At 68.1% G+C, this 25587-nt stretch carries 26 protein-coding genes and 1 pseudogene; 13 read left to right on the top strand and 14 right to left on the bottom strand.

Annotation, left to right across the window (positions count from 1 at the left end; all coding sequences use genetic code 11):
* From NK1_RS32135 to NK1_RS36275, 5 genes and pseudogenes are all read left to right on the top strand, one after another.
* Positions 1–687 (top strand): dienelactone hydrolase family protein (locus NK1_RS32135; protein WP_063014854.1); only part of this gene is annotated, 687 nt, incomplete at its 5' end.
* A gap of 122 nt (positions 688–809) precedes the next feature.
* Positions 810–1745, top strand: a pseudogene (locus NK1_RS32130) (glycoside hydrolase family 27 protein); the annotation flags it as partial.
* On the top strand, positions 1697–2077 hold the full coding sequence (locus tag NK1_RS36285; protein ID WP_369689837.1) for a hypothetical protein: 381 nt from the start codon (positions 1697–1699) through the stop codon (positions 2075–2077). The pseudogene NK1_RS32130 and the gene NK1_RS36285, both read left to right, overlap by 49 nt.
* A gap of 131 nt (positions 2078–2208) precedes the next feature.
* Positions 2209–2556: an acyl-CoA thioesterase domain-containing protein gene (locus tag NK1_RS36280; protein WP_063014850.1), complete on the top strand. Its 348-nt coding sequence runs from the start codon at positions 2209–2211 to the stop codon at positions 2554–2556.
* Positions 2553–2768, top strand: coding sequence for a hypothetical protein (locus NK1_RS36275; protein ID WP_063014848.1), 216 nt, complete (start codon positions 2553–2555; stop codon positions 2766–2768). Before NK1_RS36280 ends, NK1_RS36275 begins: the two co-directional genes overlap by 4 nt.
* A 14-nt stretch (positions 2769–2782) precedes the next feature.
* Here the strand turns inward: NK1_RS36275 and NK1_RS32115 are convergent, their stop codons facing one another.
* The gene (locus tag NK1_RS32115; protein ID WP_063014846.1) at positions 2783–3082 is read right to left on the bottom strand and encodes a DUF3263 domain-containing protein; all 300 of its coding nucleotides are present in this window, start codon (positions 3080–3082) and stop codon (positions 2783–2785) included.
* Between the two features lie 159 nt (positions 3083–3241).
* Here NK1_RS32115 and NK1_RS32110 point away from each other — a divergent pair, with 159 nt between their 5' ends.
* Positions 3242–3472, top strand: a complete 231-nt coding sequence (locus NK1_RS32110) for a hypothetical protein (protein WP_063014844.1) — start codon at positions 3242–3244, stop codon at positions 3470–3472.
* Between the two features lie 50 nt (positions 3473–3522).
* Here the strand turns inward: NK1_RS32110 and NK1_RS32105 are convergent, their stop codons facing one another.
* Positions 3523–4587: an NAD-dependent epimerase/dehydratase family protein gene (locus tag NK1_RS32105; protein WP_063014842.1), complete on the bottom strand. Its 1065-nt coding sequence runs from the start codon at positions 4585–4587 to the stop codon at positions 3523–3525.
* Positions 4584–5654: an NAD(P)H-dependent amine dehydrogenase family protein gene (locus tag NK1_RS32100; RefSeq protein WP_063014840.1), complete on the bottom strand. Its 1071-nt coding sequence runs from the start codon at positions 5652–5654 to the stop codon at positions 4584–4586. Before NK1_RS32100 ends, NK1_RS32105 begins: the two co-directional genes overlap by 4 nt.
* 206 nt (positions 5655–5860) lie before the next feature.
* Here NK1_RS32100 and NK1_RS32095 point away from each other — a divergent pair, with 206 nt between their 5' ends.
* A complete protein-coding gene (locus NK1_RS32095; protein WP_063014838.1) occupies positions 5861–6601 on the top strand; it encodes a glucose 1-dehydrogenase in 741 nt (246 codons plus the stop codon).
* A 32-nt stretch (positions 6602–6633) separates the two neighbouring features.
* Complete coding sequence (gene fadD8 / locus NK1_RS32090) at positions 6634–8253, top strand: fatty-acid--CoA ligase FadD8 (protein WP_063014836.1); 1620 nt, start codon at positions 6634–6636, stop codon at positions 8251–8253.
* Between the two features lie 17 nt (positions 8254–8270).
* Here the strand turns inward: fadD8 and NK1_RS32085 are convergent, their stop codons facing one another.
* On the bottom strand, positions 8271–8864 hold the full coding sequence (locus NK1_RS32085) for a winged helix-turn-helix transcriptional regulator (protein ID WP_063014834.1): 594 nt from the start codon (positions 8862–8864) through the stop codon (positions 8271–8273).
* A gap of 92 nt (positions 8865–8956) precedes the next feature.
* On the opposite strand from NK1_RS32085, the gene NK1_RS32080 reads away from it, so the two are divergent.
* From NK1_RS32080 to NK1_RS32065, 4 genes are all read left to right on the top strand, one after another.
* A complete protein-coding gene (locus tag NK1_RS32080; RefSeq protein WP_063014858.1) occupies positions 8957–10168 on the top strand; it encodes a pyridoxal phosphate-dependent aminotransferase in 1212 nt (403 codons plus the stop codon).
* 61 nt (positions 10169–10229) lie between these two features.
* On the top strand, positions 10230–10643 hold the full coding sequence (locus NK1_RS32075) for a hypothetical protein (RefSeq protein ID WP_063014832.1): 414 nt from the start codon (positions 10230–10232) through the stop codon (positions 10641–10643).
* A 301-nt stretch (positions 10644–10944) separates the two neighbouring features.
* Positions 10945–13299, top strand: a complete 2355-nt coding sequence (locus NK1_RS32070) for an arylsulfatase (protein WP_063014830.1) — start codon at positions 10945–10947, stop codon at positions 13297–13299.
* Between the two features lie 83 nt (positions 13300–13382).
* Complete coding sequence (locus tag NK1_RS32065) at positions 13383–14192, top strand: Rv1486c family protein (RefSeq protein WP_063014828.1); 810 nt, start codon at positions 13383–13385, stop codon at positions 14190–14192.
* Here NK1_RS32065 and NK1_RS32060 read toward each other — a convergent pair.
* Positions 14189–15058, bottom strand: coding sequence for a hypothetical protein (locus NK1_RS32060; RefSeq protein ID WP_063014826.1), 870 nt, complete (start codon positions 15056–15058; stop codon positions 14189–14191). The genes NK1_RS32065 and NK1_RS32060 overlap by 4 nt on opposite strands.
* A 221-nt stretch (positions 15059–15279) precedes the next feature.
* Between NK1_RS32060 and NK1_RS32055 the strand changes: the two genes are divergently transcribed.
* A complete protein-coding gene (locus NK1_RS32055) occupies positions 15280–16029 on the top strand; it encodes a S1 family peptidase (RefSeq protein WP_063014824.1) in 750 nt (249 codons plus the stop codon).
* Between the two features lie 15 nt (positions 16030–16044).
* Here the strand turns inward: NK1_RS32055 and NK1_RS32050 are convergent, their stop codons facing one another.
* From NK1_RS32050 to NK1_RS32010, 9 genes are all read right to left on the bottom strand, one after another.
* Positions 16045–17658 carry an FMN-binding glutamate synthase family protein gene (locus NK1_RS32050; RefSeq protein WP_063014822.1) on the bottom strand — a complete coding sequence of 538 codons (1614 nt, stop codon included), beginning with the start codon at positions 17656–17658 and terminating at the stop codon, positions 16045–16047.
* 113 nt (positions 17659–17771) lie between these two features.
* On the bottom strand, positions 17772–18821 hold the full coding sequence (locus NK1_RS32045) for a ferrochelatase (RefSeq protein WP_063014821.1): 1050 nt from the start codon (positions 18819–18821) through the stop codon (positions 17772–17774).
* Between the two features lie 19 nt (positions 18822–18840).
* Complete coding sequence (inhA, locus tag NK1_RS32040) at positions 18841–19677, bottom strand: NADH-dependent enoyl-ACP reductase InhA (RefSeq protein WP_036502325.1); 837 nt, start codon at positions 19675–19677, stop codon at positions 18841–18843.
* A 63-nt stretch (positions 19678–19740) separates the two neighbouring features.
* On the bottom strand, positions 19741–20460 hold the full coding sequence (gene fabG1, locus NK1_RS32035) for a 3-oxoacyl-ACP reductase FabG1 (RefSeq protein ID WP_063014819.1): 720 nt from the start codon (positions 20458–20460) through the stop codon (positions 19741–19743).
* Between the two features lie 56 nt (positions 20461–20516).
* Entirely contained in the window at positions 20517–21521 is a 1005-nt protein-coding gene (locus NK1_RS32030) for a VWA domain-containing protein (RefSeq protein ID WP_063014817.1), read from the bottom strand.
* Positions 21518–22495 (bottom strand): DUF58 domain-containing protein, encoded by a 978-nt coding sequence (locus tag NK1_RS32025; protein WP_063014816.1) that lies wholly within the window; start codon positions 22493–22495, stop codon positions 21518–21520. Before NK1_RS32025 ends, NK1_RS32030 begins: the two co-directional genes overlap by 4 nt.
* Before the next feature lie 26 nt (positions 22496–22521).
* On the bottom strand, positions 22522–23691 hold the full coding sequence (gene moxR1 / locus NK1_RS32020; RefSeq protein WP_439955972.1) for a chaperone MoxR1: 1170 nt from the start codon (positions 23689–23691) through the stop codon (positions 22522–22524).
* A 190-nt stretch (positions 23692–23881) separates the two neighbouring features.
* Complete coding sequence (mraY, locus tag NK1_RS32015) at positions 23882–24958, bottom strand: phospho-N-acetylmuramoyl-pentapeptide-transferase (RefSeq protein ID WP_063014815.1); 1077 nt, start codon at positions 24956–24958, stop codon at positions 23882–23884.
* Positions 24959–25054: 96 nt separating this feature from the next.
* The coding region (locus NK1_RS32010; protein ID WP_167354337.1) for an NlpC/P60 family protein at positions 25055–25587 on the bottom strand (533 nt) is incomplete at its 5' end.

Raw genomic sequence — 25587 nt, 5'->3', positions numbered from 1 at the left:
GCGACCGCGGTCCAGCCGAGCGCGATCACCGTCCCCGGGCCCGACGGCCGCACCCTGCGGGCCGCCTGGGCCGCCGCGGCGCAACCCCGGGGCGGAGTCCTGGTGATCCACGAGAACAAGGGCCTCACCGATCACATCCGTTCCGTCGCCGGACGTTTCGCCGGAATCGGCTATTCCGCGCTCGCGGTGGATCTGCTCTCCGAGGAGGGCGGTACCGCCAGCTTCACCGACCCGGCCGCCGCCACCGCGGCTCTGAGCAAGGCGCCGCAGGATCGTCTCCTCGCCGATCTGCAGTCCGGGGTGGCGGAACTGGGGCGCCGGGTGCCGGGAAAGAAGCTGGGCGCCACGGGTTTCTGTTTCGGCGGCGGTCTCACCTGGCTGCTGCTCACCCACGGCACCCGCGAGCTGGCCGCGGCCACGCCGTTCTACGGCCCGTACCCCGAGGGCGGTGAGATCACCACCGCGAGTGCGGTCCTGGCCGTGTACGGCGCGCTCGACAAGCGCGTCGACGCCACCCGCCCGGCGGCCGAGGCGGCGTTGAACCGAGCCGGTGTGCCGCACGAGATCTTCGTGGCCGACGATGCCAATCACGCGTTCTTCAACGACACCGGCCCGAACTACCAGCCCACCGCGGCCGCCGCCGCCTGGCAACGCGTCACCGAGTGGTACGCGCAATATCTCGGGTGAGACGCGCCGGCGCGATCCGGCTCGCGGTGCTCGTGGCGGGTGTCGCCGCGGTGGTGGCGGCGACCGGGAGCGCGGTGCGTCCGCCGGTGTTCGAACCGGCCGCCGTGCGTGCGACCGCCCCGATGGGGTGGAATTCCTGGGATTCCGGAATCGCGCTGAGCGAGCAGTCGGTGCGCGAGACGATCGACGCGATGGTGTCGGACGGGATGCGCGACGCCGGCTATCGCTACGTCGACCTCGACGCAGGCTGGGCTGCCCCGCACCGGGATTCGTCGGGTGATCTCGTCGCGGATCCGGTCCGGTTCCCGCACGGCATCGCCGCGGTGGCCGCGTATGCCCACGAACACGGCATGTACCTGGGGCTGTATTCCAGTCCCTTCAACGAGATCTGCGGGCAGAGCCCGGCGACCGCGAGCCGCGGCCACGAACTGCAGGATGCGCGGCGATTCGCCGGCTGGGGTGTCGACCTGCTCAAATACGACTGGTGCCGGACGGATGCGAATCACGACGAGCAGGTTCGTGATTTCGCCCGGATGCGCGACGCGCTGCGATCGACCGGACGCGGCATCGTCTACATGATCAATCCGAACAGCTCCGCCGACGCCCGTGCCGGCGTCGACTACGACTGGTCGGCCGTCGCCGATTCGGCCCGCAGCTCCGACGATCTGATCCCGATGTGGCGCAACAGCTTTCCCGAACCCGATATCGGCGGATTCGACACCACGTCCGTCCGCGGTGTCGCCGACGAGGCCGACGCCGCGCTCCGCGCCCGGCCCAGCCGTCCGGGGTACTGGCCCGACCCGGACATGCTGGTCGTCGGACAGTCGATGGCGCCATTCCTCGGTGCTCATCTGGACGGCCTGCCCGGAACCGCCGTGCGGCGGCCGGCACTCAGCGCCGACGAGACCGCCTATCTGGCCCGCCGTTTGGGCATTTCCCCGGAAACGCTGGCGCTGCTGCGAAATCCACGCACCCTCTCGCCCGCCGAGGAGCAGGCGCATGTGTCGCTGTGGGCGATGCTGTCCGCACCGCTCATCGCGGGAAACGATGTCCGCACGATGAGCGAGCCCACACGCGCCGTGCTCACCGACGCCGGTGTCATCGCCATCGACCAGGACCCCCGGGTGGCCCCGCGGTGCCGCTCCCCCGCGAGCACCGGATCCTCACCAAGCCGCTGTCCGACGGTTCGGTCGCCGTGGCCCTGCTCAACCCCGGTGACCAGCCGCTCACCCTCGCGACCAGCGCCCCCGAAGCCGGTCTCGCACAGGCCCGGTCGTACACCATGCACGACATCTGGGCCGCGACGACGACGGTGACCGACGGCCGTATCGTCGCACCGGACATTCCCGCCCACGGCGTGGTGCTGCTGAGGATCACTGCCGGAGCTTGAGGTTTCAGCGCCGACCGGTCACGCACGATCCCCGAAATCCCCGAAACCTGCCGCCGTCCCGAACCTGCCGACCGTAACGTGTTCCACGCCTGGGCTTTCCAGTGGGCGGACCGGAGGGGAATCGGATATCGATGGTGAGCTTCTTTCGTGAGGACGACGGACGGCTCGTGGCACAGCGACTGGCGGTCAGCCCGTGGACACCGACGGCGCTGGCGGGAACCGGCGTATGCGGGCTACTGGCACGGGAATTGGAAGCCCACTGCCCCGACGGTTTCGTCCCGGTCCGGTTCACGGCGGACCTGTATCAGCCAGTGGCGAATGCGCCCGTCGAGCTGACCAGCACTGTGGTTCGCCGAGGCTCGCGCATTTCGCTCGCCGACGCGTCGCTACTCCAGGACGGGCGGGAGCGCGCCCGGGCGACGGCGATCTTCCTGGCCACTGGGGTTCGGAAGGGGCCGGTTACATCAATGCCGATGTGACGGTGAACCTTTCCCGCCTGCCCCGCGGACACGAGCTGGGGGTGCGCGCCGACAATTCCATCGCCTCCAGCGGTATCGCCGTCGGTGTCGCCACTCTCTACGACCGCACCGGTCCCGTCGGCACCAGCGTGATCAGCACTCTCTCCAATACGCGCCGTCGCATCGATTTCGCGCGTACCTCCGCCGCCGAGATCGGCGGCGTCCCCGACTGATCCCCGCACTTCCATCACGCTCGCGCGGCGGGGTATCCGGTGGCCGGGCCGTCCGCGCCGTCCTGTGGCCGCGGGCGGGTTCGGGAGAGGTCGAGTTGCGGTTCGCCGCCGAGATACGACTGCAGCAGCACGGCCGCTCGCTGTCGCCACGCACGATCCACACTCGTGCCGCGATCGGCGACGATGTCGGCGAGCCGGGCGCGGAAACGCTGCTCGCTCATGCCGAAACGCACGAGGATCTCCTCGTCGGGTGGCCCGCCGTAGGGCAGCCACAGTACGGCGAAATCGATGATTGCCTGTTCTTCGTCGGTCATCGTTCACTCACGGAATTGACGGGCCCCGCCGCACGGCGACGGGCGGTCGGACTTTGCGGTACCCGTCAAAGTGTAATATTGTCCAGACAGGTGTCCACCTTCGTGGCGCCGAGAATCTCACCCACTTCCTCCGTACCGGAGGGGAAGAAACGACACGCTATGGCGACAACACCGCACAGCCCGTTCGACGTCGCGAGTACCCGGACCCTGATCGCACCGGAAATCCGGCGTCGCATTCGCGCGGCGACCGGCTCCGACGTCGATCCGGAGCGCATGAAGGCCCTGGAGGCCGTCTATCTGGGGACAGTGCTGACCGCGAGCATGGGCTACTCACTGCACAGCGGCACCTGCTCGGTCGAACATGTCGCAACGCGGATCATCTACCGATGACGTCCGCCCCGTTCGGCTCCGGACAGGTTCCGCGTCCGGAGCCACGGTGATCAGCGATCCGGTTCCGGATCGCCCAGTCGGGCACGGATCGCGCCCCACGGGTCGGCGAATGTCCGCGAACCGTCGCGGTACGGCGACAACCGCCTGAGATACCAGCGCATCACCGGAGCGAACGGGCGGGCTATGAACCGCAGTTTTCCTGTCCTGGAACGGATTTCGGCGAGCATATCCGGGAAGGAGTGATGCTGGAAGTGCAGCACTTCCTGGGCGCGGCCGGTATCCATCCAGTCGGTGGCGAACCAGTCCGCATCGCTGTCCGGGTTCCCGTCCAGTCCGCGCGGGATGGCCCCCGGCAACCCGGAGGCGGCGGCGATCGAGGCGCCGATATCACACTGGCGCAGCCGATGTGACGCGTCGCCGCCGATGAGGAAGACCTCACGGACGGACGGGGTGAGGGTCGCGGCCGTGAACGCGGCGGCCACATCGCGCACGTCGACCGTATTGATTCGCCCGTCGGCCGGCAGCGCCGCCTCGAAGGTGAGCATGTCCGCGGCCAGGCCGAGCATCGGCTCGACGGTGAGTACGCCGCCGAGCCGCAGGATCACCCACTCCAGTGGCGACGCCCGCACCAGCTGTTCGGCCTCCGTCTTGTGCGCGCCGTACAGATCTGTCGGCCGCACCGGGGTATCGGCCGTGAGCGGTCCGCCGGACCGATGCGGATTGCGGGCGCCGTAGACCGCGATACTCGACGCGAGCACGAACCGCGGCGGCGTGGTGAGCTCGGCCGCGGCGTCGAGCAGCGTGGCGGTGGCCTCCACGTTGACGGCGCGAGCGAGGCCGCGGCGCTGGTAACAGACCGGCGGGATGATCGCGGCGAGGTGGACGATCGCACTCGGGCGCACCGATCGCACCAGCTCGCGAACCTGTTGCGGCACGGTCAGATCCGCCCACCGCACCTCCACGCCGGCACCGGTGAACTCCCGCCCGGCGCGGCGGTTGGCCGGGATGTCGAGATCGGTGGCGACCACGCGGGACCCGCGTGCGGCGAGGGTGCGCACCAGCGCGGTGCCGACCAGCCCGAACGCGCCGGTGACGAGTATCGGCCCCGAAGTCATTCGGCCACCACGCTTCCGGCGATCAGCGGCAGATCGAGAGCGGTGCGGATCCCGGCGGGTGCGCCGACCACCGCGGGGATGGCATTGACGATCCGGCCCGCGGCGGCCACGATCGCCGCGTGATTGTGGTCGCCGTGGCGGCTGGTGGGACAGATGTCGACGGTATAGGAGGGTTCGCCGACGATCTCGACCCGATAGGACCCGCCGGGCTGGGCCGGCTGCGGCCATTCGGGGCGCAGGTCGCCCCGCAGCCGGGTGGTGTGTTCGATGACGATGACCGGGCGGCCCTTCACCATCCCGCGAATCTCGAAACGCAGTGCCGCGACCGACCCTTCGGGCACGTGCCCGGCCGCGATGTCGAAGCTTTCCGGCGCCGGTTCCCGTTCGTAGGATTCGGTGATCTCGTCGACGGTGATGCCCAGCCCCGCCTCGAGTTGCCGGATCGTCGTGCCCCAGGCCATGCCGAGCACCCCGGGCTGCAGCAGCATCGGCACCTCGTCGAGGGGTTTGCCGAATCCCATCACGTCGAACATGACCGTCGCGCCGTCGTAGGTGGCGTAGTCCGCGATCTCCGAACACCGCACCTGTTCGATATTGCGGCAGGTGCCGGCGAAGGCGAGTGGAATCAGATCGTTGGCGAAACCGGGATCGATGCCGGTGATGAAGATGCTCGCATCGCCCTCGTGCGCGGCCGCCTCGATGGTGGCGAAGAACTTGTCCGGCAATACCTTCCACGGATATTGCAGGAGTCCGGGGGCGGATCCGACGATATCGACGCCGGCGGCCAGGATGCGGCGGCAGTCCTCCAGCGCTTCCAGCAGCCGGGTATCGCCCATCGCGCAGTAGACCGCGCAGTCCGGGCGCAGGGCGAGCAACTCCGCCAGGTCGCCGGTCGCGCGGATGCCGGTGGTGACGTCCAGGCCCGCCAGTTCGCCGGCGTCCTTGCCGATCTTCTCCTCCGTCGAGACGCACACGCCGGCCAGTTCGAAGCGTGGGTCCTCGATCAGGCCGGCCAGTGCGAGCCGGCCGACATTGCCGGTGCCGATGTGCACGACACGGATGGGCATTCGTTTCTCCTCGGGTCGCCGCGGCACCGCGGGCGGTCGGCGTCGCTGCCGTACCGGCGGGTGATCACACGAGCCGCAGTCGGACAAGTGTCTGGACAGTACTACGATTCCTCGGCGGCCGACAACAGATCACCCGCGCGAACAGCGGTCGGAGCTCTGGAACAGTGTCTAGAACATGTTCCAGTTTGCATGGTAGCGTCACCGGCATGGGACGTGTAGACGGCAAAATTGCACTCATCAGCGGGGGCTCGCGAGGTATGGGTGCGGCCCATGCGCGGCTGCTCGTCACCGAAGGCGCCAAGGTCGTGATCGGTGACATCCTCGACGACGAAGGTAAGGCTCTGGCCGCCGAACTCGGTGACGCCGCGCGTTTCGTCCACCTCGACGTGACCGCGCCCGAGGACTGGGCGGCGGCGGTGTCCACGGCGGTCGGCGAATTCGGCAAACTCGACGTGCTGGTCAACAACGCGGGCATCGTCAACGGCAATTCGCTGCGCAAGTTCGAACTGGAACAGTGGCGCCGCATCCTCGACGTGAACCTGACCGGAACGTTTCTCGGCATGCAGGCCGCGGTCGATCCGATGATCGCCGCCGGCGGCGGATCCATCATCAACGTCTCCTCCATCGAGGGACTGCGGGGGGCTCCGTGGGCCCACGGCTACGTCGCCTCCAAATGGGGCGTGCGCGGCCTGGCGAAGTCGGCCGCATTGGAGCTGGCGCAGCACAACATTCGCGTGAATTCGCTGCATCCCGGACTGATCCGCACACCCATGACCGCCGCCATCCCCGACGATCTGGTGACGATTCCGCTGGGCCGTCCGGCGCAGCCCGAAGAGGTGGCGACCTTCGTACTGTTCCTGGCGAGCGACGAATCCTCGTACGCGACGGGCTCGGAGTTCGTCGTGGACGGCGGCCTGGTGACCGCGGTTCCGCACAAGACCTCCTGACCCCGGACGACTTCTCCTCCAGGAGCACAGACATGCCCGAAACAGAAACCAGCACAATCGATCCCGCAACCCTGCTGCGGCTGCCGACCCACAACGGACACGCCCTGCTCGCCGGGCTGCGGCGGCATCGGCGTGAGCCGGTGATGACCCTCGGTGACACCGTGCTCACCGGCGCCGACGTCATCGACGCCATCAGCCGCTACATCGCCGCCTTCGCCGCCCACGAGGTCGGGCTCGGCACCCCGAGCGCACTGCTCGCCCTCAACCGCCCCGAGGTGCTGTTCATCCTCGGCGCCGGCCAGATCGCCGGACATCGGCGCACCGCACTGCATCCGATGGGCGGCCTCGACGACCACGTGCACGTGCTGACCGATGCCGGCATCACGAATCTCGTCATCGATCCGCAGCCCGCGTTCGTACGGCGGGCGCGCGAACTGGCCGACCGGGTGCCCGCACTGAAGCGGATCCTCGTCCTCGGCCCGGTGCCGGAGGAACTGGCCGACATCGGCGTCGACTTGATCTCCGCCGCAGCGGAATTCACTCCGGAACCGATCGAAGCGGTCGACATCCCACCGGATTTCGTCGTCTCTATCAGCTACACCGGCGGCACCACCGGAAAGCCCAAGGGCGTCATCGGCACCGCCGGCACCATGGCGACCATGACCCAGATCCAGCTTTCGGAATGGGAATGGCCGCAGCGCCCGCGGTTCCTGATCTGCACACCGCTGTCGCATGCGGGCGCCGCGTTCTTCCTGCCGGTGGTGCTGCAGGGCGGGCAATGCGTGGTACTGCCGCGATTCGACGCCGGTGAGGTGCTGCGCGCCATCGAGGAACACCGCATCTCCGCGACCATGCTGGTGCCGTCGATGCTGTACGCGCTGCTCGACCATCCCGATATCGACTCGCGCGATCTGTCGTCGCTGGAAACGATCTACTACGGCGCCTCCTCGATCGATCCGAAACGACTGACGCAGGCCATCGCCCGGTTCGGCCCCATCTTCGCCCAGTACTACGGCCAGTCCGAGGCGCCGATGGTGATCAGCTATCTGGGCAAGGAGGAGCACGACGAGGCGCGGCTGACCTCGTGTGGCCGGCCGTCGGCGGCGCTGCGCACCGGACTGATCGGCACGGACGGGCAGCGCGTGGCGCCGGGCGAGGTCGGTGAGATCTGCGTATCCGGGCCACTGCTGGCCGGGGGCTACCTGAACCTGCCGGAGGTCACCGCGGAGACCTTCCGCGACGGCTGGCTGCACACCGGAGATCTGGCGCGCGAGGATCCCGACGGCTTCTGGCATATCGTCGGGCGCAGCAAGGACATGATCGTCACCGGCGGCTTCAACGTCTTTCCCCGGGAAGTGGAGGATGTCATCGCCGCCGACGCCCGCGTCCAGGGCGTTGCCGTCGTCGGCGTCGCCGATGCCCGCTGGGGCGAGGCCGTGACCGCCGCGGTCGTCTTCGATCCGGCCACCGCCGCCGATCCCGACGCGGTGGCCGCGGCGATCGACGATATCCAGCAGGATGTCAAGCGCCGCAAGGGTTCGGTCCAAGCTCCGAAACACGTCATCGTGGTCGATGCGCTGCCGTTGACGGGACTCGGCAAGGTCGACAAGAAGGCCGTTCAGGTCCTCGTCACCGCCGAACTCGATCGGTAGGTAATAGTCACCCAGCCTTACGAGCGGCCCTCGCGCCCCGGCTCCCCCACGACATCGGCGAGATGTCGTGCGCCGGTGGCGATCTCGGTCGCCTCCGCCATCTCCAGCCGGAATTCGTGGTCGGCGGCAGGCGCGGGGCCCTCGTGATGACTGATGCCCGCCGTCCCGATGACATAGTGCAACGCCGTGTCGCCGATGTACACGGTCACCGTGCCCGCGGGCACGACGTCGGCGATCGCGCGTCCCAGCGGCAGCGCGAACCAGTGCGCGCGCACCGCGTCGGTGGCACGCCGCTGCCCCAGTAGCGGCGCCCCCCATTCCGAGAGTGCCTGCAGCACAGGCCGAAGCGCCGCGCCGGTGGGTGTGAGCTCGTAGACGGCGGCCGCCGACCGCGACCCCACCTTGCGGTGGGTGAGGACGCCGTCGCGTTCCAGATCCTTCAGCCGGGCCGCCAGGATATCGGTGCTGATGCCCGGAAGGTCGGCGAACAGATCGCTGTATCGCCGTGGCCCCGAGCACAATTCGCGAACCACCAGCAGATTCCAGCGGTCGCCGACGACTTCGAGCGCGCGGCTGACCGGACAGTAGTGGTCATAGGTTCGGCGTGGCACATCCCCACCCTATCCCAGCACTTGGAAATTCCAAGCGCAAACTTGGAATAACCAAGTACAGTAGGCGGCCTACACGCCGGAAGGGGATGTTCATGCAGGTCAACCAGTCCAGCAAACTCATGGGGGTCTCGTACGAGATCCGCGGCCCGGTCGCCGAACAGGCCGCGCGACTGGAAGCCGAGGGTCATCACGTCGTCAAACTCAACACCGGCAACCCACTGCCGTTCGGCTTCGAGGCGCCCGCGGAGATCCTGCAAGACATCGTGCGGACGCTGCCGGTCTCGAGCGGCTACTCGTCCTCGAAAGGCCTGTTACCGGCGCGGCGCGCGGTCGTCCAGTACTACCAGACCCTCGGGGTCACCGACATCGACGTCGAGGACGTCTTTCTCGGCAACGGCGTCTCCGAATTGATCATGATGGCACTCACCGCGCTGCTGGAGACCGGTGACGAAGTTCTCGTTCCCGCACCGGATTTCCCGCTCTGGACGGCGGCGACGACCCTCAACGGCGGCCGGGCGGTGCACTACATCTGCGACGAGGGCGCCGACTGGTATCCGGACCCGGCCGATATCGCCGCCAAGATCACCGACCGCACCCGCGCCCTCGTGCTCATCAATCCGAACAACCCCACCGGCGCCGTCTACCCGCCCGAGGTGCTGCGGCCGATCCTCGACATCGCCCGCCGGCACAACCTGGTCGTCTTCGCCGATGAGATCTACGACAAGATCTACTACGACGGACTCACCCACACCTCGATCGCCGCGCTGGCGCCCGACCTGCTGTGCCTGACCTTCTCGGGATTGTCCAAGTCCTATCGGTGCGCGGGTCTGCGCTCCGGCTGGCTCGTCGTTTCCGGTCCCACCGGCCACGCGGAGAACTACCTCGAGGGTCTCACCATGCTGGCGGGACTGCGGCTGTGCGCGAATGTGCCGGGGCAGCAAGCGATTCAGGCCGCACTGGGCGGGCATCAGAGCATCTACGACCTGACGCTGCCGGGCGGGCGCCTGCGCGAACAGCGCGACCGCGCGTGGGAGGCACTCACCGCGATCCCGGGCATCACCTGCGTGAAACCCAAGGGCGCCCTGTACGCGTTCCCGCGCATCGATCCCCGCGTCTACGCCATTCACGACGACGAACAATTCGTCCTGGACCTGCTCCTGCAGGAAAAGCTGCACATCGTGCAGGGCACCGGTTTCAACTGGCCCACCCCCGACCATTTCCGGATCACGACCCTGCCGCACGCCGACGAACTGGAGGCCATCATCGAGCGCATCGGCCGCTTCCTGTCCACCTACCGGCAATAGTCGCGTTCGAAGGTTTGGGGCCTATCCCGCGCGGCATTCCGATCGCAGGAAAGGAATCGCCATGATCGTCATTCTCGGGCTCGTCATCCTCATCGCCGCAGTGGTCGCCGGCGTCGTGGGCGTGGTCGTCAACACCGGAGCCGGCCATGCTCTGAACGGCAATTTCACCGCCTTCGGCTATCACTTCACCGGCTCCACCGGAACCCTGTTTCTCTACGGCATCGTCGTCGGCGCCGTCGGCATGGCGGGGCTGAGCCTGCTGCTCGCGGGCAGCCGCCGCAACGCCCGCCGCGCGAGCGCCGCCCGCCGGGAACTGGACGCCACCCGCCGCGACGCACCCATCTATTACGGTCCCGCCACCACCGCGGACACACCGCACACCGCGTCCCAGCCGGTCGGCGGCGCCCAGCCCACGGCACCAAAGCGCGGATTGGGCAGGATGTTCGGTCGCGGCCGGACCGTCCACCACGCCTGATCGGGGCGGCCGAGCGTGTGCCGCCTCTTTCTCCACTAACCCACCTCCGAACCCCTCCGCCCGGTACGATCTATGGGCGCACAGGGTGTGACCAGCCAGTATCCGGATGCCGTTCGCAAACCGGACGAGTGGCCGTCGCACGGCAGTCCCTATCGACTCTCGGCGGTTCGTGCCAGCAGCGGTTCGTGCGAACTCGAGAGTATTCAGCAGGCATCGAGGCCGCGCCCGACGGACCACGGATGGACATGTGCGGCCCCGGACCGGATCGACGACGATCCGATGACTCTCCGTCCGGAGGTGGATGGTGGCCGAGAAATTCGAAGGACATATCGCGCTCGATATCCGTGATTCCGTCGCCGACTGGAAGCCGTTCGCGGAACCGACCGCACCACGCGGCGCACCCAATGTGCTGTATCTGGTGTGGGACGATATCGGAATCGCCACGTGGGACTGCTACGGCGGGCTGGTCGAGATGCCGAATATGCGGCGAATCGCCGAGCGCGGAATCCAATTCACGCAGTTCCACACGACCGCGCTGTGTTCCCCGACTCGCGCCTCACTGCTCACCGGACGAAATCCGACGTCCGTCGGAATGGCGACCATCGAAGAGTTCACCGACGGCTTCCCGAGCATGAGCGGCCGGATTCCCGACGACACCGCCCTGTGTTCGGAGGTTCTCACCGAACGCGGATGGAACACCTACGCCGTCGGAAAATGGCATATGACGCCGCTGGAGGAGAACAATCTGGCGGCATCGAAACGCCACTGGCCGCTGGGGCGCGGATTCGAACGGTTCTACGGATTCCTCGGCGGCGAAGCCGACCAGTGGTATCCCAATCTCGTCTACGACAACCACCCGATCACACCGCCGTACTCGCCGGAGGACGGATATCACCTGTCGAAAGACCTGGCGGACAAGTCGATCGAGTTCATCCGCGACGCGAAGGTCATCGCTCCGGACAAACCGTGGTTCATGTACCTGTGCCCGGGATGCGGTCATGCGCCACATCATGTCCCTCGCGAATGGGCGGACAAATACCGAGGCCGCTTCGATATGGGATATGAGAAGTACCGCGAGATCGTGCTGGAGAACCAGAAGCGCATGGGGCTGATCCCGCAGGACACCGAACTGTCGCCGATGAACCCGTACGCGAACGCCACCGGAAGCAACGGCGAGCCCTGGCCGCTGCAGGACACGGTGCGGGCGTGGGATTCGCTGTCCGAGGACGAGAAACGGTTGTTCCGCCGACAGGCGGAGGTGTTCGCCGGCTTCCTGTCCTATACCGATGCGCAGATCGGGCGGCTCCTCGATTATCTGGAGGAGAGCGGGCAGCTGGACAATACGATCATCGTCACCTTCTCCGACAACGGCGCCAGCGGTGAGGGCGGTCCGAACGGCTCGGCCAACGAGATGAAATTCTTCAACGGCTATATCGACACGATCGAGGACAGCCTGGCGAAACTCGACGAACTGGGATCGCCGACCACCTACAACCACTACAGCATCGGGTGGGCGATGGCGTTCAACACCCCGTACAAGCTGTACAAACGCTACGCCTCGCACGAGGGCGGTATCGCCGACGCCTGTCTGCTCTCGTGGCCGGCCGGGATCGCCGCCCGCGGCGAACTGCGCCACCAGTATCTCAACGTCTGCGATGTCACCCCGACGATCTACGAACTGCTCGGCATCACGCCACCGGAGACGGTGAAGAACGTGGCGCAGCGCCCGCTGGAAGGCGTCAGCTTCCGGGCCCTGCTCGACGACCCGGACGCCGACACCGGCAAGCACACGCAGTTCTATTCGATGCTGGGCACCCGCGGCATCTGGCACCGGGGCTGGTTCGCCGACACCGTGCACGCGGCGTGCCCGTCGGGCTGGGGACATTTCGACAGCGACCGGTGGGAGCTGTTCCACATCGAGGACGACCGCAGCCAGATGCACGACCTGGCCGGCGATCGTCCCGAGAAGCTGGAGGAGTTGAAGGCGCTGTGGTTCGCCGAGGCCGAGAAGTACAACGGCCTGCCGCTCTACGACCTCGACATCGTCTCGGTGATGCTGCGCGACCGGCCGACGTATGCCAAGACCCGCGACACCGCCGTCTACTATCCCGGCATCGCCGAGGTGGGGCCGGGCGCCGCACTGGAGATCCGCGGCCGGTCCTTCGCACTGCTCGCCGAGACGACGATCACGAGTCCCGACGCCGAGGGCGTGCTGTTCGCCCACGGCGGGCGGCTCGGCGGACACACGCTGTTCGTGCAGGACGGCCACCTGTACTACGTCTACAACTTCCTCGGCGAGGAGGAACAGGTGATGGTCTCCGACCGCCCGGTCCCGCTGGGCGACCACATCCTGGGCATGCGTTTCGAACGGAAGGGCACGCGGCCGGACAATTTCACCCCGACCGGCGAGGCGGTCCTCTACATCGACGAGGATCCGGTGGGTTCGCTCGACGATATGCGGACCCAGCCGACCGTGTTCTCCGGCGTCGGCGAGGGTGTCCGGGTCGGTCGCGACGGCGGCCAGTCGGTATCCCCGCGTTACCACGCACCCTTCCCGTTCACCGGCGGAATCATGCACCAGGTCGTCGAGGATGTCAGCGGTAAACCGTATCTCGACCTCGAAATGGCCGCCGCCGCAGCCTTTTCGCGGGATTGAGGAGTGGTGCCGCGGCAATCCCCGCGCGCACGATAGCTGCACCAGTGCCCACGGGATCGCCGCGGCACCATTATCCTCGAACCATGTGTTCTCCCAGTGCCACGCTGACGGTGTGGGCGGGCTCGTGGCTGGCGGGCCGCAGCGCGCCCGACGACGTGCTGGACGCGTTGCGCGCCTGGTCGCCGCAGCACAGTGTCGCCGCCGGTGACCCGCTGACCGGCGGACGGACGGGACTGCCGTGGCCCTCGGCCGAGCCGCTGGAGGCCGGCACCGGAATCATGGTCCTGCTCAAGGTCATTCGCGAGGCGATGGCCGAGCCGGGGGCGCAGATGCGGCTGGTGCTGCCGGTGCCGGGCGATGCGCGCGGATTGCCGGTGGGAACCGAATTCGCCACGGCGGCAATGGATGCCGAGGAGGGCGTGATCGCCGGCGTACCCGGCGGCGAGGGTGTGGCGCTGGTGCCGCAGTGGACCGACGAGGAATCGCTGCAGTGGACCGTGTTCCACACGCCGGTTCCGGTGCCGGCACCGGATATGGCGCTCGGCGAGGCCGAGTACGCGATGCGGGAGGCGGTCCGCGAGGCCGCGGAGGCCCTGATGCGGTTACACACCACCGCGGTCGGCGGTGACGACGATCCGCGGGAGTTGATCGAGGCCGAACTGGCCGCCTGCTCGCGCCACATCTACCCGGACTCGGCGCCGTTGCGGGCCCGCCGCATCCTCGATTCGGCCGACCATGTGGCCGCGATCCTCACCGTGGCCCAGCAGACGGCGCCCTCCTCCCCCAGTTCGGCCAGCGCCGTGCAGGCCCAGGAGACGCTGCTGCGTCCGCTGTGGAACGCCCTGCGCGCCGCCCGCCTGTCCGCGGTGAACGCGGCGGCCGGCCCGCGCTAGGTCGCGGCCTCGCCCGCAGGCGGCCCGGGCAGATTCAATTCGTAGTCGTTGTAGCGCCCGCAGACTCGCATGCCGATCCGGGCCAGCGCCGCGCGCAGCGCCTCGTCGTCGAATTCGAACACCCGCAGCATGGTGATGTCAGGCATCACAGCGCGCAGTTCGGACACCACCGCACCGAAGGCGGCGGTCAGCAGATCGGCATCGGCCTCGCGATGGGCGAACCCCTCCTCGGCGCTGATGTAGGCCTCGGCGCCGCCGGCGAAGGTCGTGATCGTGGTGATCGGTTCCGTCGCCGACCGGGCCGAGAGCACGGTGGTGAGCAGCACCCGCCCCGGCGGGTCGGCCGATTCGGCGAGGGTGTGCACCAGCCGCCGCGGCGGCGCGCTGGTGTCCAGGAGGGGAGGCCGGGTGAGGTCCAGCTCCCACAGCCGCGCGTATTCGTCGACCCGCCGCGCCCCCAGTGCGACCGCGGCCCGGCCGGACGGCCCGATATCGGTGCCCTGCCAGCGCAACACCCGGTATCCGGCGGCAGTGGCCCGGCGCACGGCCTCGGCGGTCAGCCGGCAGACCATCTCGGTTTCGGCCGCCTGCGGTTCGGATTCGTCGGCGCGGCCCAGATGCAGCGAATGCACGAGCCGCTGCGCGGACACCGCCTGCACCCACGCCTCACCCAGGCCGGCATCGCGCAATTCCGCCCAGCCCAGCAGTTCACCGCCACCGCGGGCCGCGATCACACCCAGCAGATCGGCGGTGCCGTCGGCGACGGAAATATCTTCGAGCAGGGGCAACCCGGTGCGGCCCGCCAATTCGGCGGCCAGCCGCAAACCCGTTCCCGGATGCTGGTCCCACTCCAGCGCGATGTCCACCTCCGCACAATAGCGGTGAATTAGCTGATCGCAGCCGGTTACCGCGCGAAACGTCGGCCGACGGATCAATGCTTGCGCACCACCGTCTCACCCTCGGCCGGTTTCCGCATCACCACGTCCATCCCCGCGATACGCGGGGCGGCACCGGCGAATTCGCTCCACCTCGTCATAGTCGTACGGTAGAACTTTCGGCGGACACGTCATACAGCATCGAGGTCGTCATGAGGATTTCCCCGCGCCGGGCGGCGGGCGCCGTCGCCGCCGCGTTCGCCTGCGCCCTGGTTCCGCCGACCGGGGCGCACGCCGTGGTCGGCGGTGCCCCGGTCGGCGCCACCGACTATCCGTGGCTGGCGGCCATCGGCACGCCCGTCTACGCGACGCGGCCCGGCGGGCAATTCTGCGCCGGCGCCCTGATCGCCCCGGACCGGGTGCTCACGGCCGCCCATTGCGGGGCCTTGGCCCGCACACTGCCGGGAACGACGGTGACCTTCGGCCGTACCGATGTCGCCGGGCACGGCGGGGTCACCATCGGAATCGCCGATGTCCGCATCGACCCGGATTTCCGGGTGTCGCTGTTCGGCACCGATCTGAGCTATCACCACAATGTCGCCGTACTGGTCCTGAGCGCACCGGTCGCTCTGCCGACCGTGGCTGTGGCGGCGCCACACGGGGATACGGCGACGGTGGTCGGCTGGGGCGCCACCTCCGAGGACGACCAGTCCAACAGCGTGCTGCGGGCGGCGACGGTGCCGCTGGTGCCCGATGCGGCCTGCGCGGTCGCCTACGCCGCCGAATTCGATCCGGCCGAGGCGGTGTGCGCGGGCTCCACCACCGCCGACACCGCTGAATTCGACAGCGGCGGACCACTGCTGGTGGACGGCAAGGTCGCCGGCATCACCTCGTGGGGTAAGGGTGCGGCCGAACCCGGATTCCCCGGTGTGTACGCGCGGGTGCCCGCACTCGACTTCTGATCATCGCGTTCCGGGTCATCGCACCCGGACCGGCTGGGCGGGCGCGACCGGGCGGAACGAATCCGGATCGGCGGTCTCCCAGTCGGCGCGCCAGCTCGCCGGCGGATGGACGAGCAACTCCCCGGGCGCCAGCCATTCGTAGAGTTCGGCGTACGACCGGATCTCGTTGGCCGCCACCTTTTTCCGCAGCATGTGGGTATCGAGTTCGGCGGGGTCGTGCACGCCCATCGAGGCCATCATCTGCATCGCCTGGCGCACCGTGGCCTCCTGATACCGCTGCACCCGCTCGGCCTTGTCGGCGACGTCGAGGGCGCGGGCACGCCGCGGATCCTGGGTCGCGACGCCGACCGGGCACTGATTGGTGTGACAGCGCTGGGACTGGATGCATCCGACCGCCATCATCATCGCCCGGGCGGCATTGGTGAAGTCCGCGCCCTGCACCAATCGCTTGACGATATCGGTGCCGGTGGCCACCTTTCCACTGGCTCCCAATTTGATCCGGTCCCGCAGGCCGGTTCCGACGAGTGCGTTGTGCACCGTCATCAGCCCGTCGGTCAGCGGGAGGCCCACGTGGTCCTCGTATTCCAGCGGTGCGGCCGCCGTACCGCCCTCGGCGCCGTCGACGACGATGAAATCGGGTGCGGTCCCCTCGGCGATCATCGCCTTGCAGATCGCCAGGACGTCCGTGCGGGACCCGACGCACAATTTGAACCCGATGGGCTTGCCGCCGGACAACTCGCGCAGGCGGACGACAAAGCGAATCAATTCGCGCGGTGTGTGGAATTCCGAATGCGACGGCGGGCTGACGCATTTCTCGTGTGCGGGCACCCCGCGATAGCGGGCGATCTCCTCGCTCACCTTCGCGGCCGGAAGAACTCCGCCGAGTCCGGGTTTCGCGCCCTGACTCAACTTCACCGAGATCGCCTTCACCTGGTCGTAGCCGGCCTTCTCGGCGAACTGGTCCGGATCGAAACGACCGTCGCGGGTGCGGGTGCCGAAGTAGGCCGAACCGATCTCCCACACCAGATCCGCGCCGCCCTCCAGATGGAACGGCGTCAGCCCGCCTTCCCCCGTGTCGTGCGCGAAACCGCCGCGGGCCGCGCCGATGTTCAACGCGCGCAGCGCATTGCCCGACAGTGCGCCGAAACTCATCGCCGAGATGTTCAGCAGCGACATGGCATAGGGCTGCCGGCAGTCGGGGCCGCCGACCAGCACACGCGGCGGCTGCTCGGGTTCCGGGAGCGCGGCCACCGAATGGACGAGGAATTCGTAGCCGACCGCCTCGATATCGCGCTCGGTTCCGTAGGACAGTTCGCCGTGAATTCCCTTGGCGCGCTCGTAGATCATCGTCCGCACGTCGCGATCGAAGGGGCGGCCGTCGAAATTCCGCTCGATGAAATACTGCTGCAGTTCGGGCCGGATACTTTCCAGCAGATAGCGCATATGCCCCAGCAAAGGATAGTTGCGCAGGATCGAATGCCGGCGCTGCACCAGATCGTAGGCGCCGACGAGAACGAGCAATCCCGCGCCGACGGCGAGGATCCACCAGGCCCACGAACCGATCGCCGCGATGACTCCCAGGACGACCACCGCCACCGCGAGCAGACCGAAGAGGAAGAATCGCGTCATCGCCCCACCGTCACCTTTCGCACAGGGGTCCTCGCCACCGAGCACGACACCGCGGGACTCCGGCCCGCGCACACCCTACCGTTCATACCGGGGGCATACCCGCTCGGCGGCGGTTACTTTCGGCGGCGCACGGGTTCACAGCATCCGGGTGCGCAGATCGCCCCGTTGCGGGTGCAGCCGTAGCCGGGAACCGTGCCCGAGCGCCGGGGTTCGTTCCCGTCGAGATGTTCGCCGACCAGTTCGGCGACCATCCGGGCGAAGCGCGGATCCGGGCCGGGAGTGGCGGCGCGAGCGAAGGCCATACCCAGTTCGGCGGCCTTCTCGGCGGCTTCGTTGTCCAGGTCCCAGACGACCTCGAGGTGATCGGAGACGAAGCCGACCGGACAGACCACGACGGCCTCGACACCCTTGCCGGACAACGCTTCCAGATGGTCGACGATGTCGGGATCCAGCCACGGCACCTGCGGCGGTCCCGAGCGCGACTGCCACACCAGGTCGAAATCGTCGAAACCCGTTGCCGCGGCACACAATCGGGCGGCCTCGGCGACCTGGCGGCTGTAGAGGTGACCACCGTCGGCGGGCGGTCCGGCCGCGAGGTCGGCGGCGACCGGAATGGAATGGGCGGTGAACACCAGCCGGGCGCGGTCGCGCGATTCGGCCGGAAGTTCCCGCACAGCCGCGCGCACGGCATCGGCGAAGGAGTCGATCAACAGCGGATGATCGAAGTACTGCCGCAGTTTGGTCAGTTCCGGCGCGCCCTCGACCGCCGCACGGGCACGCTCGATGTCCTCGTCGTACTGGCGGCAGCCCGAATATCCGCCCCACGCCGAGGTCGGGAACACCAGGGCGTGGCCGATGCCGTCGGCGCGCATGGTGGCGACCGTTTCCTCGATCATCGGATGCCAGTTGCGATTACCGAAGTACACCGGCAGATCCACTGCGCGCGCGGCGAATTCGGCCTCGATCGCGGCGATCAGGTCGCGGTTGAGCGCATTGATCGGCGAGACACCACCGAAGTGCAGATAGTGCTGGGCCACCTCGTCGAGGCGTTCGCGTGGCACTCCCCGGCCCCGGGTGACGTTCTCCAGGAACGGCATCACGTCCTCGGGGCGTTCGGGACCGCCGAAGGACAGCAGGAGCAGTGCGTCGACGGTCCCGGTCACGGCTGTTACCTCCGGGCTCTCAGTTGGCCGACCAGTTCTCCGGGAACCAGGTGTTGTGGCTGGCGCCGCCGTCGACGTAGATGATCGAACCGGTGGTGCCGGGCAGCCAGTCCGACAGCAGGGTGACGATCGACTTGGCGACCACCGTCGGGTCGTCGACGTCCCAGCCGATGGGCGAGGCGCCGTCCCAGTAGGTGTTGAGCATGTTCAGCTGCTTGGCGTCGTCGGTGGCCGTCCCGGCGATCGCCTTCGCGGCGAGGGTCTTGATCGGGCCCGCGGCGACCAGGTTGGAGCGAACCCGCTTGGCCTCGCCCACCTCCCGCGCCACATAGCGGTTCACCGACTCCAGCGCGGCCTTGGCCACACCCATCCAGTTGTAGAAGGGCATCGCGGTGCGCGGATCGAAGTCCATGCCCACGATCGAGCCGCCCTCGTTCATGGCGGGCAGCACCGCGCGCGCCAGCGAGGCGTAGCTCCACGCGGAGATCTCGAAGGCCTTGGCGGCGTCGGCGCCGGGGCCGTCGAGGAACGGCAGCGCGTCGGGGCCCATCAGGGTGCGCGGGGCGAAGGCGATGGAGTGCAGCACGCCGTCGATGCCCTCGGGCGCGAGTTCGCGCACCTTGTCGGCGAGACCGGCGAGGTCGTCCTCGTTGGTGACGTCGAGGCCGATCGCGGGTGCGATTTCCTGCGGCAGGCGCTTGGCGATGCGGTCGATCAGGCGCAGCCGCTCGGGGATACCGGTGATGATCACCTTCGCGCCCTGCTCCTGCGCCACCTTGGCGGCGTGGAAGGCGATCGACGAATCGGTGATGATGCCGGTGATCAGGACGGTTTTACCGTCCAGGATTCCGCTCATGGGTGGTGAATTCTCCTCGGGAAACTCGGATGGGAAGTCGGCGGGGGCTCGGTAGCCGGTTGCTCAGTGGCCCATGCCCATGCCGCCGTCGACCGGCAGGATCGCGCCGGTGATGTAGGACGCGTCGTCGGAGGCCAGGAAGCTGATCGCCGCGGCGACCTCTTCGGGCTGGCCGATGCGGGCCGCGGGAATGACCTTCAGCGCCATCTCGCGCATGTCCTCGGTCATCTCTTCCCGGGTCATATCGGTGTCGATGAAGCCGGGCGCCACCACGTTGGCGGTGATGTTGCGCGAGCCGATCTCGCGGGTGATCGCGCGCGCCATGCCGACCAGACCGGCCTTGGCCGCCGCGTAGTTCACCTGGCCGGGACCACCCATCTGCCCCACGACCGAGCCGAGGAAGATGATGCGGCCGAAGCGGGCCCGCAGCATCGCCCGGTTGGCGCGCTTGGCGCAGCGCCACGCGCCGGTGAGGTTGGCGTCGATGACGCGGGTGAACTGCTCCTCGCTCATCCGCATGAGCAGAGTGTTGTCGACGATGCCGGCGTTGGCGACCAGCACCTCGACCGGGCCGTGCTTGGCCTCGATCTCACTGAAGGCCGCATCGATCGAATCCGCGTCCGTCACATCGCATTTCACGCCCAGAAGACCTTCCGGCGCGCCCGATCCACGATGGGTGACGGCAACCTTGTGCCCGTCGGCGGCCAGCCGCTGGGCCACCGCGAGACCGATACCGCGGTTGCCACCGGTCACCAGGACCGATCGGGAAGTGAAGTTCGACATGAATGTCAACCTATCTGTTCGAGTTCGACTGTCGTGGCCGGGTTGCGCGGTACCCGTTATGGCAGGCGTTGACGATAGACCAAACCGCTCACCACACCCGCAGCGGTCAGCAGCAGACCCAGTAGCAGCCACGGCCGGCTGGCATCACCCATCTGCATCTCGTAGCCGATCTGCTTGTCCAGGGTGTCGTAGACGGCGCTCAGTTCTTCCAGCGTGGAAGCGGTGTAGAAGTCGCCGCCGGAGATCTTGGCGATCTCGCGCAAGGAGTCGTCGTCGACCGGAACCCGGACGCGTTGCGACCCTTTGCCGTCCTGATCCGGAATCTCGACCGAACCCCAGGTGGTGCCGAAGGAGATGGTCGACACCGGGATGCTCTTCTGCTTGGCCACCCGGGCCGCGACGAAGCCGTGCCGGGGATTGTCGACGTCCTTGTCGTCGGGCACGGTCTGCTTGCCGTCGGACATCAGCACGATCCGCGCCGGAGGCGGCGTCTGCGCCCCGCCCAGGACCGAGGCGAGCGTGTCGATGGCCTGCAGCGCGCTGTAGATGCCCTCACCGGTGGCGGTGCGTTCGGCCAGCTTCATATTTTGGATGGCGGCCTTCATCGCCTCGCGATTGGTGGTCGGCGACACCTGAACCGACGCGGTGCCGGCGAAGGTCACCAGGCCCAGGTTGATCCCGGGGGTGAGCCCGTCGACGAAGTCGGTGGCGGCCTTCTTGGCGACCTGGATGCGCGAGGGCGGCACGTCGGTGGCCTCCATCGACAGCGAGACGTCGATCACCAGCATCACCGTGGCCCGGTTGCGCGGCACCTTCTTCGCCGCCTGCGGGCCCGCCGCCGCCACCGTCAGCAGCACCAGGCCCACCAGCATCAACGCCACCGGCGCGTGCCGCCAGGCGCTGGGCCGCTTGGGCGCCACCTGCTCGAGGGTCTCCATATTGGAGAAGCGCAGCATGTGCCGTTTGCGCCGCCGCTGGACCAGCACGTACAGCAGCGCGATCGCGGCGACGACGATCAGGAATGCCAGCCAGATCGCGGACGTGAAATGCGAAATACTCACTGTCGGGGCACCCGCCCGGTCGGGGCGCCGAAGGTGTGGCGCCGAGTGGACACGAAACGGACCACGTCGGCGATCCAGTCACGATCGGTGCGCAGCGTCATCACCGGCGCGCCGCAACTGCGCAACGCCGCCTCGACCTGTTCGCGATGCTGCTGGGCAGCACGGCCGAAATCGGCCCGCAGGGTGGGAGTGACGGTGAATTCGCGGGTGCGGCCGGTTTCGGGATCGTGGAGCACCACGTCACCGACATCGGGCAGATCCAGATCCAGCGGATCGAGGATCTCCACACCGAGCAGATCGTGACGGCCGGAGATCGCGCGCAGCGAACGCTGCCAGTCGATCTCGCCGAGGAAGTCCGAAATGACAACGGCCAGACCGCGTTTGCGTTGCGGCCGGCGCAGCGACTCGATGGCGCCGCGCAGATCACCGCGCACGCCGTCGCTCGCATGGGGGGTGGTCGCGATACTGCGCAGCAGCGACTGGGCGTGCACCCGGCCGGTGCGGGCCGGAATCCGGTACAGCCGTTCGCCGTTGGCGACGACCGCGCCGATCCGGTTGCCGCCGCCGCTGGTCAGATGCGTCACCGCGGCAGCCGCCGCGACCACCAGATCACGCTTCTGGCACAGCGCGGTGCCGAAGTCCAGACTGGCCGACAGGTCGACCACCAGCCAGGTCTCGAGCTCCCGGTCGGCGATCATCTGCCGCACGTGCGGGTGGGTGGTGCGGGCGGTGACCGACCAATCCATCTGGCGCACATCGTCACCCGGCTGATACATCCGCGCGTCCCCGGGTTCGGACCCGGGGCCGGGGATCAGGCCGAGATGATCGCCGTGCAGCACGCCGTCGAGGCGGCGGCGCACCGTCAGCTCCAGAGTTTTCAGCGCCGCCGACAATCGCGGATCGCGCAGATCTCCGGACCGGAACGACGGCGGGGCGCTGTCGGGATGAGCGGGGACGTGAGCTGAGTTCGTCACTGGCGCAACCGAATCCGATGCCCCGCTCACTGGCGCTGCGGCTGCCCGGCGCCCTGACCGTTCTGCGGCTGACCGGCCGGGTGCGGGGCGTTGGGCTGCGGCGCGGCAGCCTGCGGGCCCGGCGCCGGCATCGGCGCGGGACCGCCCTGGGCGGGCGCGTTGGCCTGGGTGGCGACCTGCGGCAGGCCCACGGTCTGCAGCACCCGGCGGATCACGTCGTCGGGGCTCACCTCGTCGGCGAGGGCGTCGTAGGACAGCACGAGACGGTGGCGCAGCACATCCGGAACGACCTCGACGACGTCCTGCGGCACCACGTAATCGCGGCCGCGGATCAGCGCGACCGCGCGGGCGGCGGCGATGATGCCGAGGCTGGCGCGCGGCGAGGCGCCGTAGGCGATCCAGCCCGCGACGTCGTCCAGCCCGAATTCGGCCGGCTTGCGGGTCGCGGCGATGACGCGCACGACGTAGTCGACCAGCGCGTGGTGGACGAAGGTGTTGGCGGCCAGTTTCTGCAGCCGGATCAGTTCGGCCGGCTCGAGAATCCGCTTGGGCTCCGGCGGGGTCACACCCATCCGGTAGATGATCTCGCGCTCCTCCTCGACCGTCGGATAGTCGACGACGACCTTGAACAGGAAGCGGTCGCGCTGCGCCTCGGGCAGCGGGTACACACCCTCGCTCTCGATCGGGTTCTGGGTCGCCATGACCAGGAACGGATCGGGCATGGGGTAGGTCTTGCCGCCGATCGACACGTGCCGCTCGGCCATGACCTCGAGCAGCGCCGACTGCACCTTCGCGGGCGCGCGGTTGATCTCGTCGGCGAGGACGAAGTTGGCGACGACCGGGCCGAGTTCGGTATCGAACTCCTCGCGGCCCTGCCGGTAGATGCGGGTACCGATCAGGTCGGTGGGCACCAGGTCGGGGGTGAACTGCACGCGCGAGAAACTGCCGCCGACCACCTTCGCGAAGGTCTCCACCGCCAGCGTCTTGGCGATACCGGGCACACCCTCGAGCAGCACGTGCCCGCGAGCCAGAACGCCGACGAGCAGCCGCTCGACCAACCGGTCCTGACCGACGATGACCCGTTTGACTTCGTAGATCGCCTTCTCCAGGGTCGCGACGTCACGCTCCAAAGTGCCCGAGGCGGCCTCCGCCTGCTTCACCGCACTCCCAGCGCTCACATCGTCCGTCGAAGTCACCAAACTCCCCGCTTTCGCTTCGGTCTCCATGCGTGCCGCCCCAACTATTCCAGGTATCGAGCAAGATTGCCGCAACTGGGCTCGCACAATGTCGCGGGCCAGGCCTCCCGGGCGGATCGGAAGGCACTCGACGGTGTCCGGAATGCGCTGATTCCGAATTGCCGTGTCGCGGCTGGTGGTCGCGGCGGGATCAGCCCACCGCAGCCAGATATTCGGCGTAGAACAGGGCCAGCCCCACCGCGGCCGCGATGCCCGCGAGCAGCCAGAATCTGATGATCACCGTGGTTTCGGGCCAGCCGCCGAGTTCGAAATGGTGATGGAACGGCGCCATCTTGAACAACCGGTTGCGGGTGGTGCGGAAAACCGCGATCTGCAACGCCACGGACAGAATTTCGGCGAAGAACAACGCGCCCACGACCACCATCAGCAATTCGGTGCGGGTGGTGATCGAGATTCCGGCCAGCAGCCCGCCCAGGGCCAGCGACCCGGTATCGCCCATGAAGATCTTGGCCGGATTGGCATTCCACCACAGGAATCCGATGCAGGCCGCGCCACCGGCCGCGCACACCACGGCCAGGTCGAGCGGGTCACGCACACTGTAGCAGCCCGGAAGCGCGTGGGCGGCACAGGAATTGGTGTACTGCCAGAAGGTGACGATCACATAGGCGCCCAGTGCGAACCCCATCGATCCCGCGGCCAGGCCGTCCAGCCCGTCGGTGATGTTCACGGCGTTGGACCAGGCGACCACCACGAAGCAGACCGCCAGCAGGAAGACCACCAGCGGGAAGGCCACCGTGGGCCAGTCCCGCACATACGACACCTGCCGGCTGGCCGGGGTCAGCCCCGTGCTGCCGGGAAAGCGCAGCGCCAGGATTCCGAAGATCACCGCCGAGCCGATCTGCCCGATGTACTTACCCGTCGCGGTCAGGCCCAGATTGCGGTGCTTGCGGATCTTGATGAAGTCGTCGAGGAAGCCGACGAAGCCCAGTGCGGTGGCCAGGCCGAGCACCAACAGGCCGGACGCCGACGGGCCGTCGGCGCCGTAGCGCAGTCCGATCAGGTGGGAGCCCAGATAACCGGCCCACAGCCCCGCCACGATGGCGATGCCGCCCATGGTGGGCGTGCCCCGTTTGGCCTGGTGACTCTGTGGTCCCTCGACGCGGATCTGCTGGCCGAGATTCCGGCGTGCGAACAACCTGATCAGCAACGGCGTCACGGTGATCGAGACCGCGAGTGCGATCGCCGCCGAGAACAGGATCTGCCTCATCAATACCCCAACTACTGCCGAACTCTCGGCTCGTGCCGAACGGACCGGCACGATGTGTGCCGATTCGCATGGTAGCCAAGATCATTCGGAGGTGCGTCAGGTGATCAGGCGAATCGCGTACGGCATGATGCCGCCCTCGCGCACCGGCGAAATCTTCACCACGTCACCGGATTCGGGCGCCTCGATCATCTTGCCGTCGCCCAGGTACAGCGCGACGTGCTCGCTGCCGTTGGACCCCCAGAACAGCATGTCGCCGCGCTCGCGCTGGGCGACCTTCACCCTGGTGCCCATCGTGTACTGGTAGCCGCTGTAGTGCGGCAGGGAGATGCCGACACCGGCGAAGGCGTAGATCATCAGGCCCGAGCAGTCGAAGCCCACCTTGTTGTAGTCGCCGTAGGAGTCGGCCACACCGCCGTCGTGGATGCCCTTGGTGGGCCCGTCCTCGTCGCCACCGCCCCAGGCATAGGTGACGCCGAGTTGCGACATCGCGCGGTCGACGACCGTCTCGATCAGTTCGGAGCGGCTGCCGCTGGGACGGCTGGGGGTCGACATCGACCGGCGCGGCGGCGGTGCGTTGTCCAGCTGGGTGTGCGGCCGCTTGCCGGCGCCGAGTTCGGCGGCGCGGTCCC

The sequence above is a fragment of the Nocardia kruczakiae NBRC 101016 genome, from assembly GCF_001612965.1.
In the GTDB taxonomy this organism is placed as follows: Bacteria; Actinomycetota; Actinomycetes; order Mycobacteriales; family Mycobacteriaceae; genus Nocardia; species Nocardia kruczakiae.
Note: the sequence above shows the minus strand (reverse complement) of the source record. Positions and strands in the feature narration are given on the sequence as shown.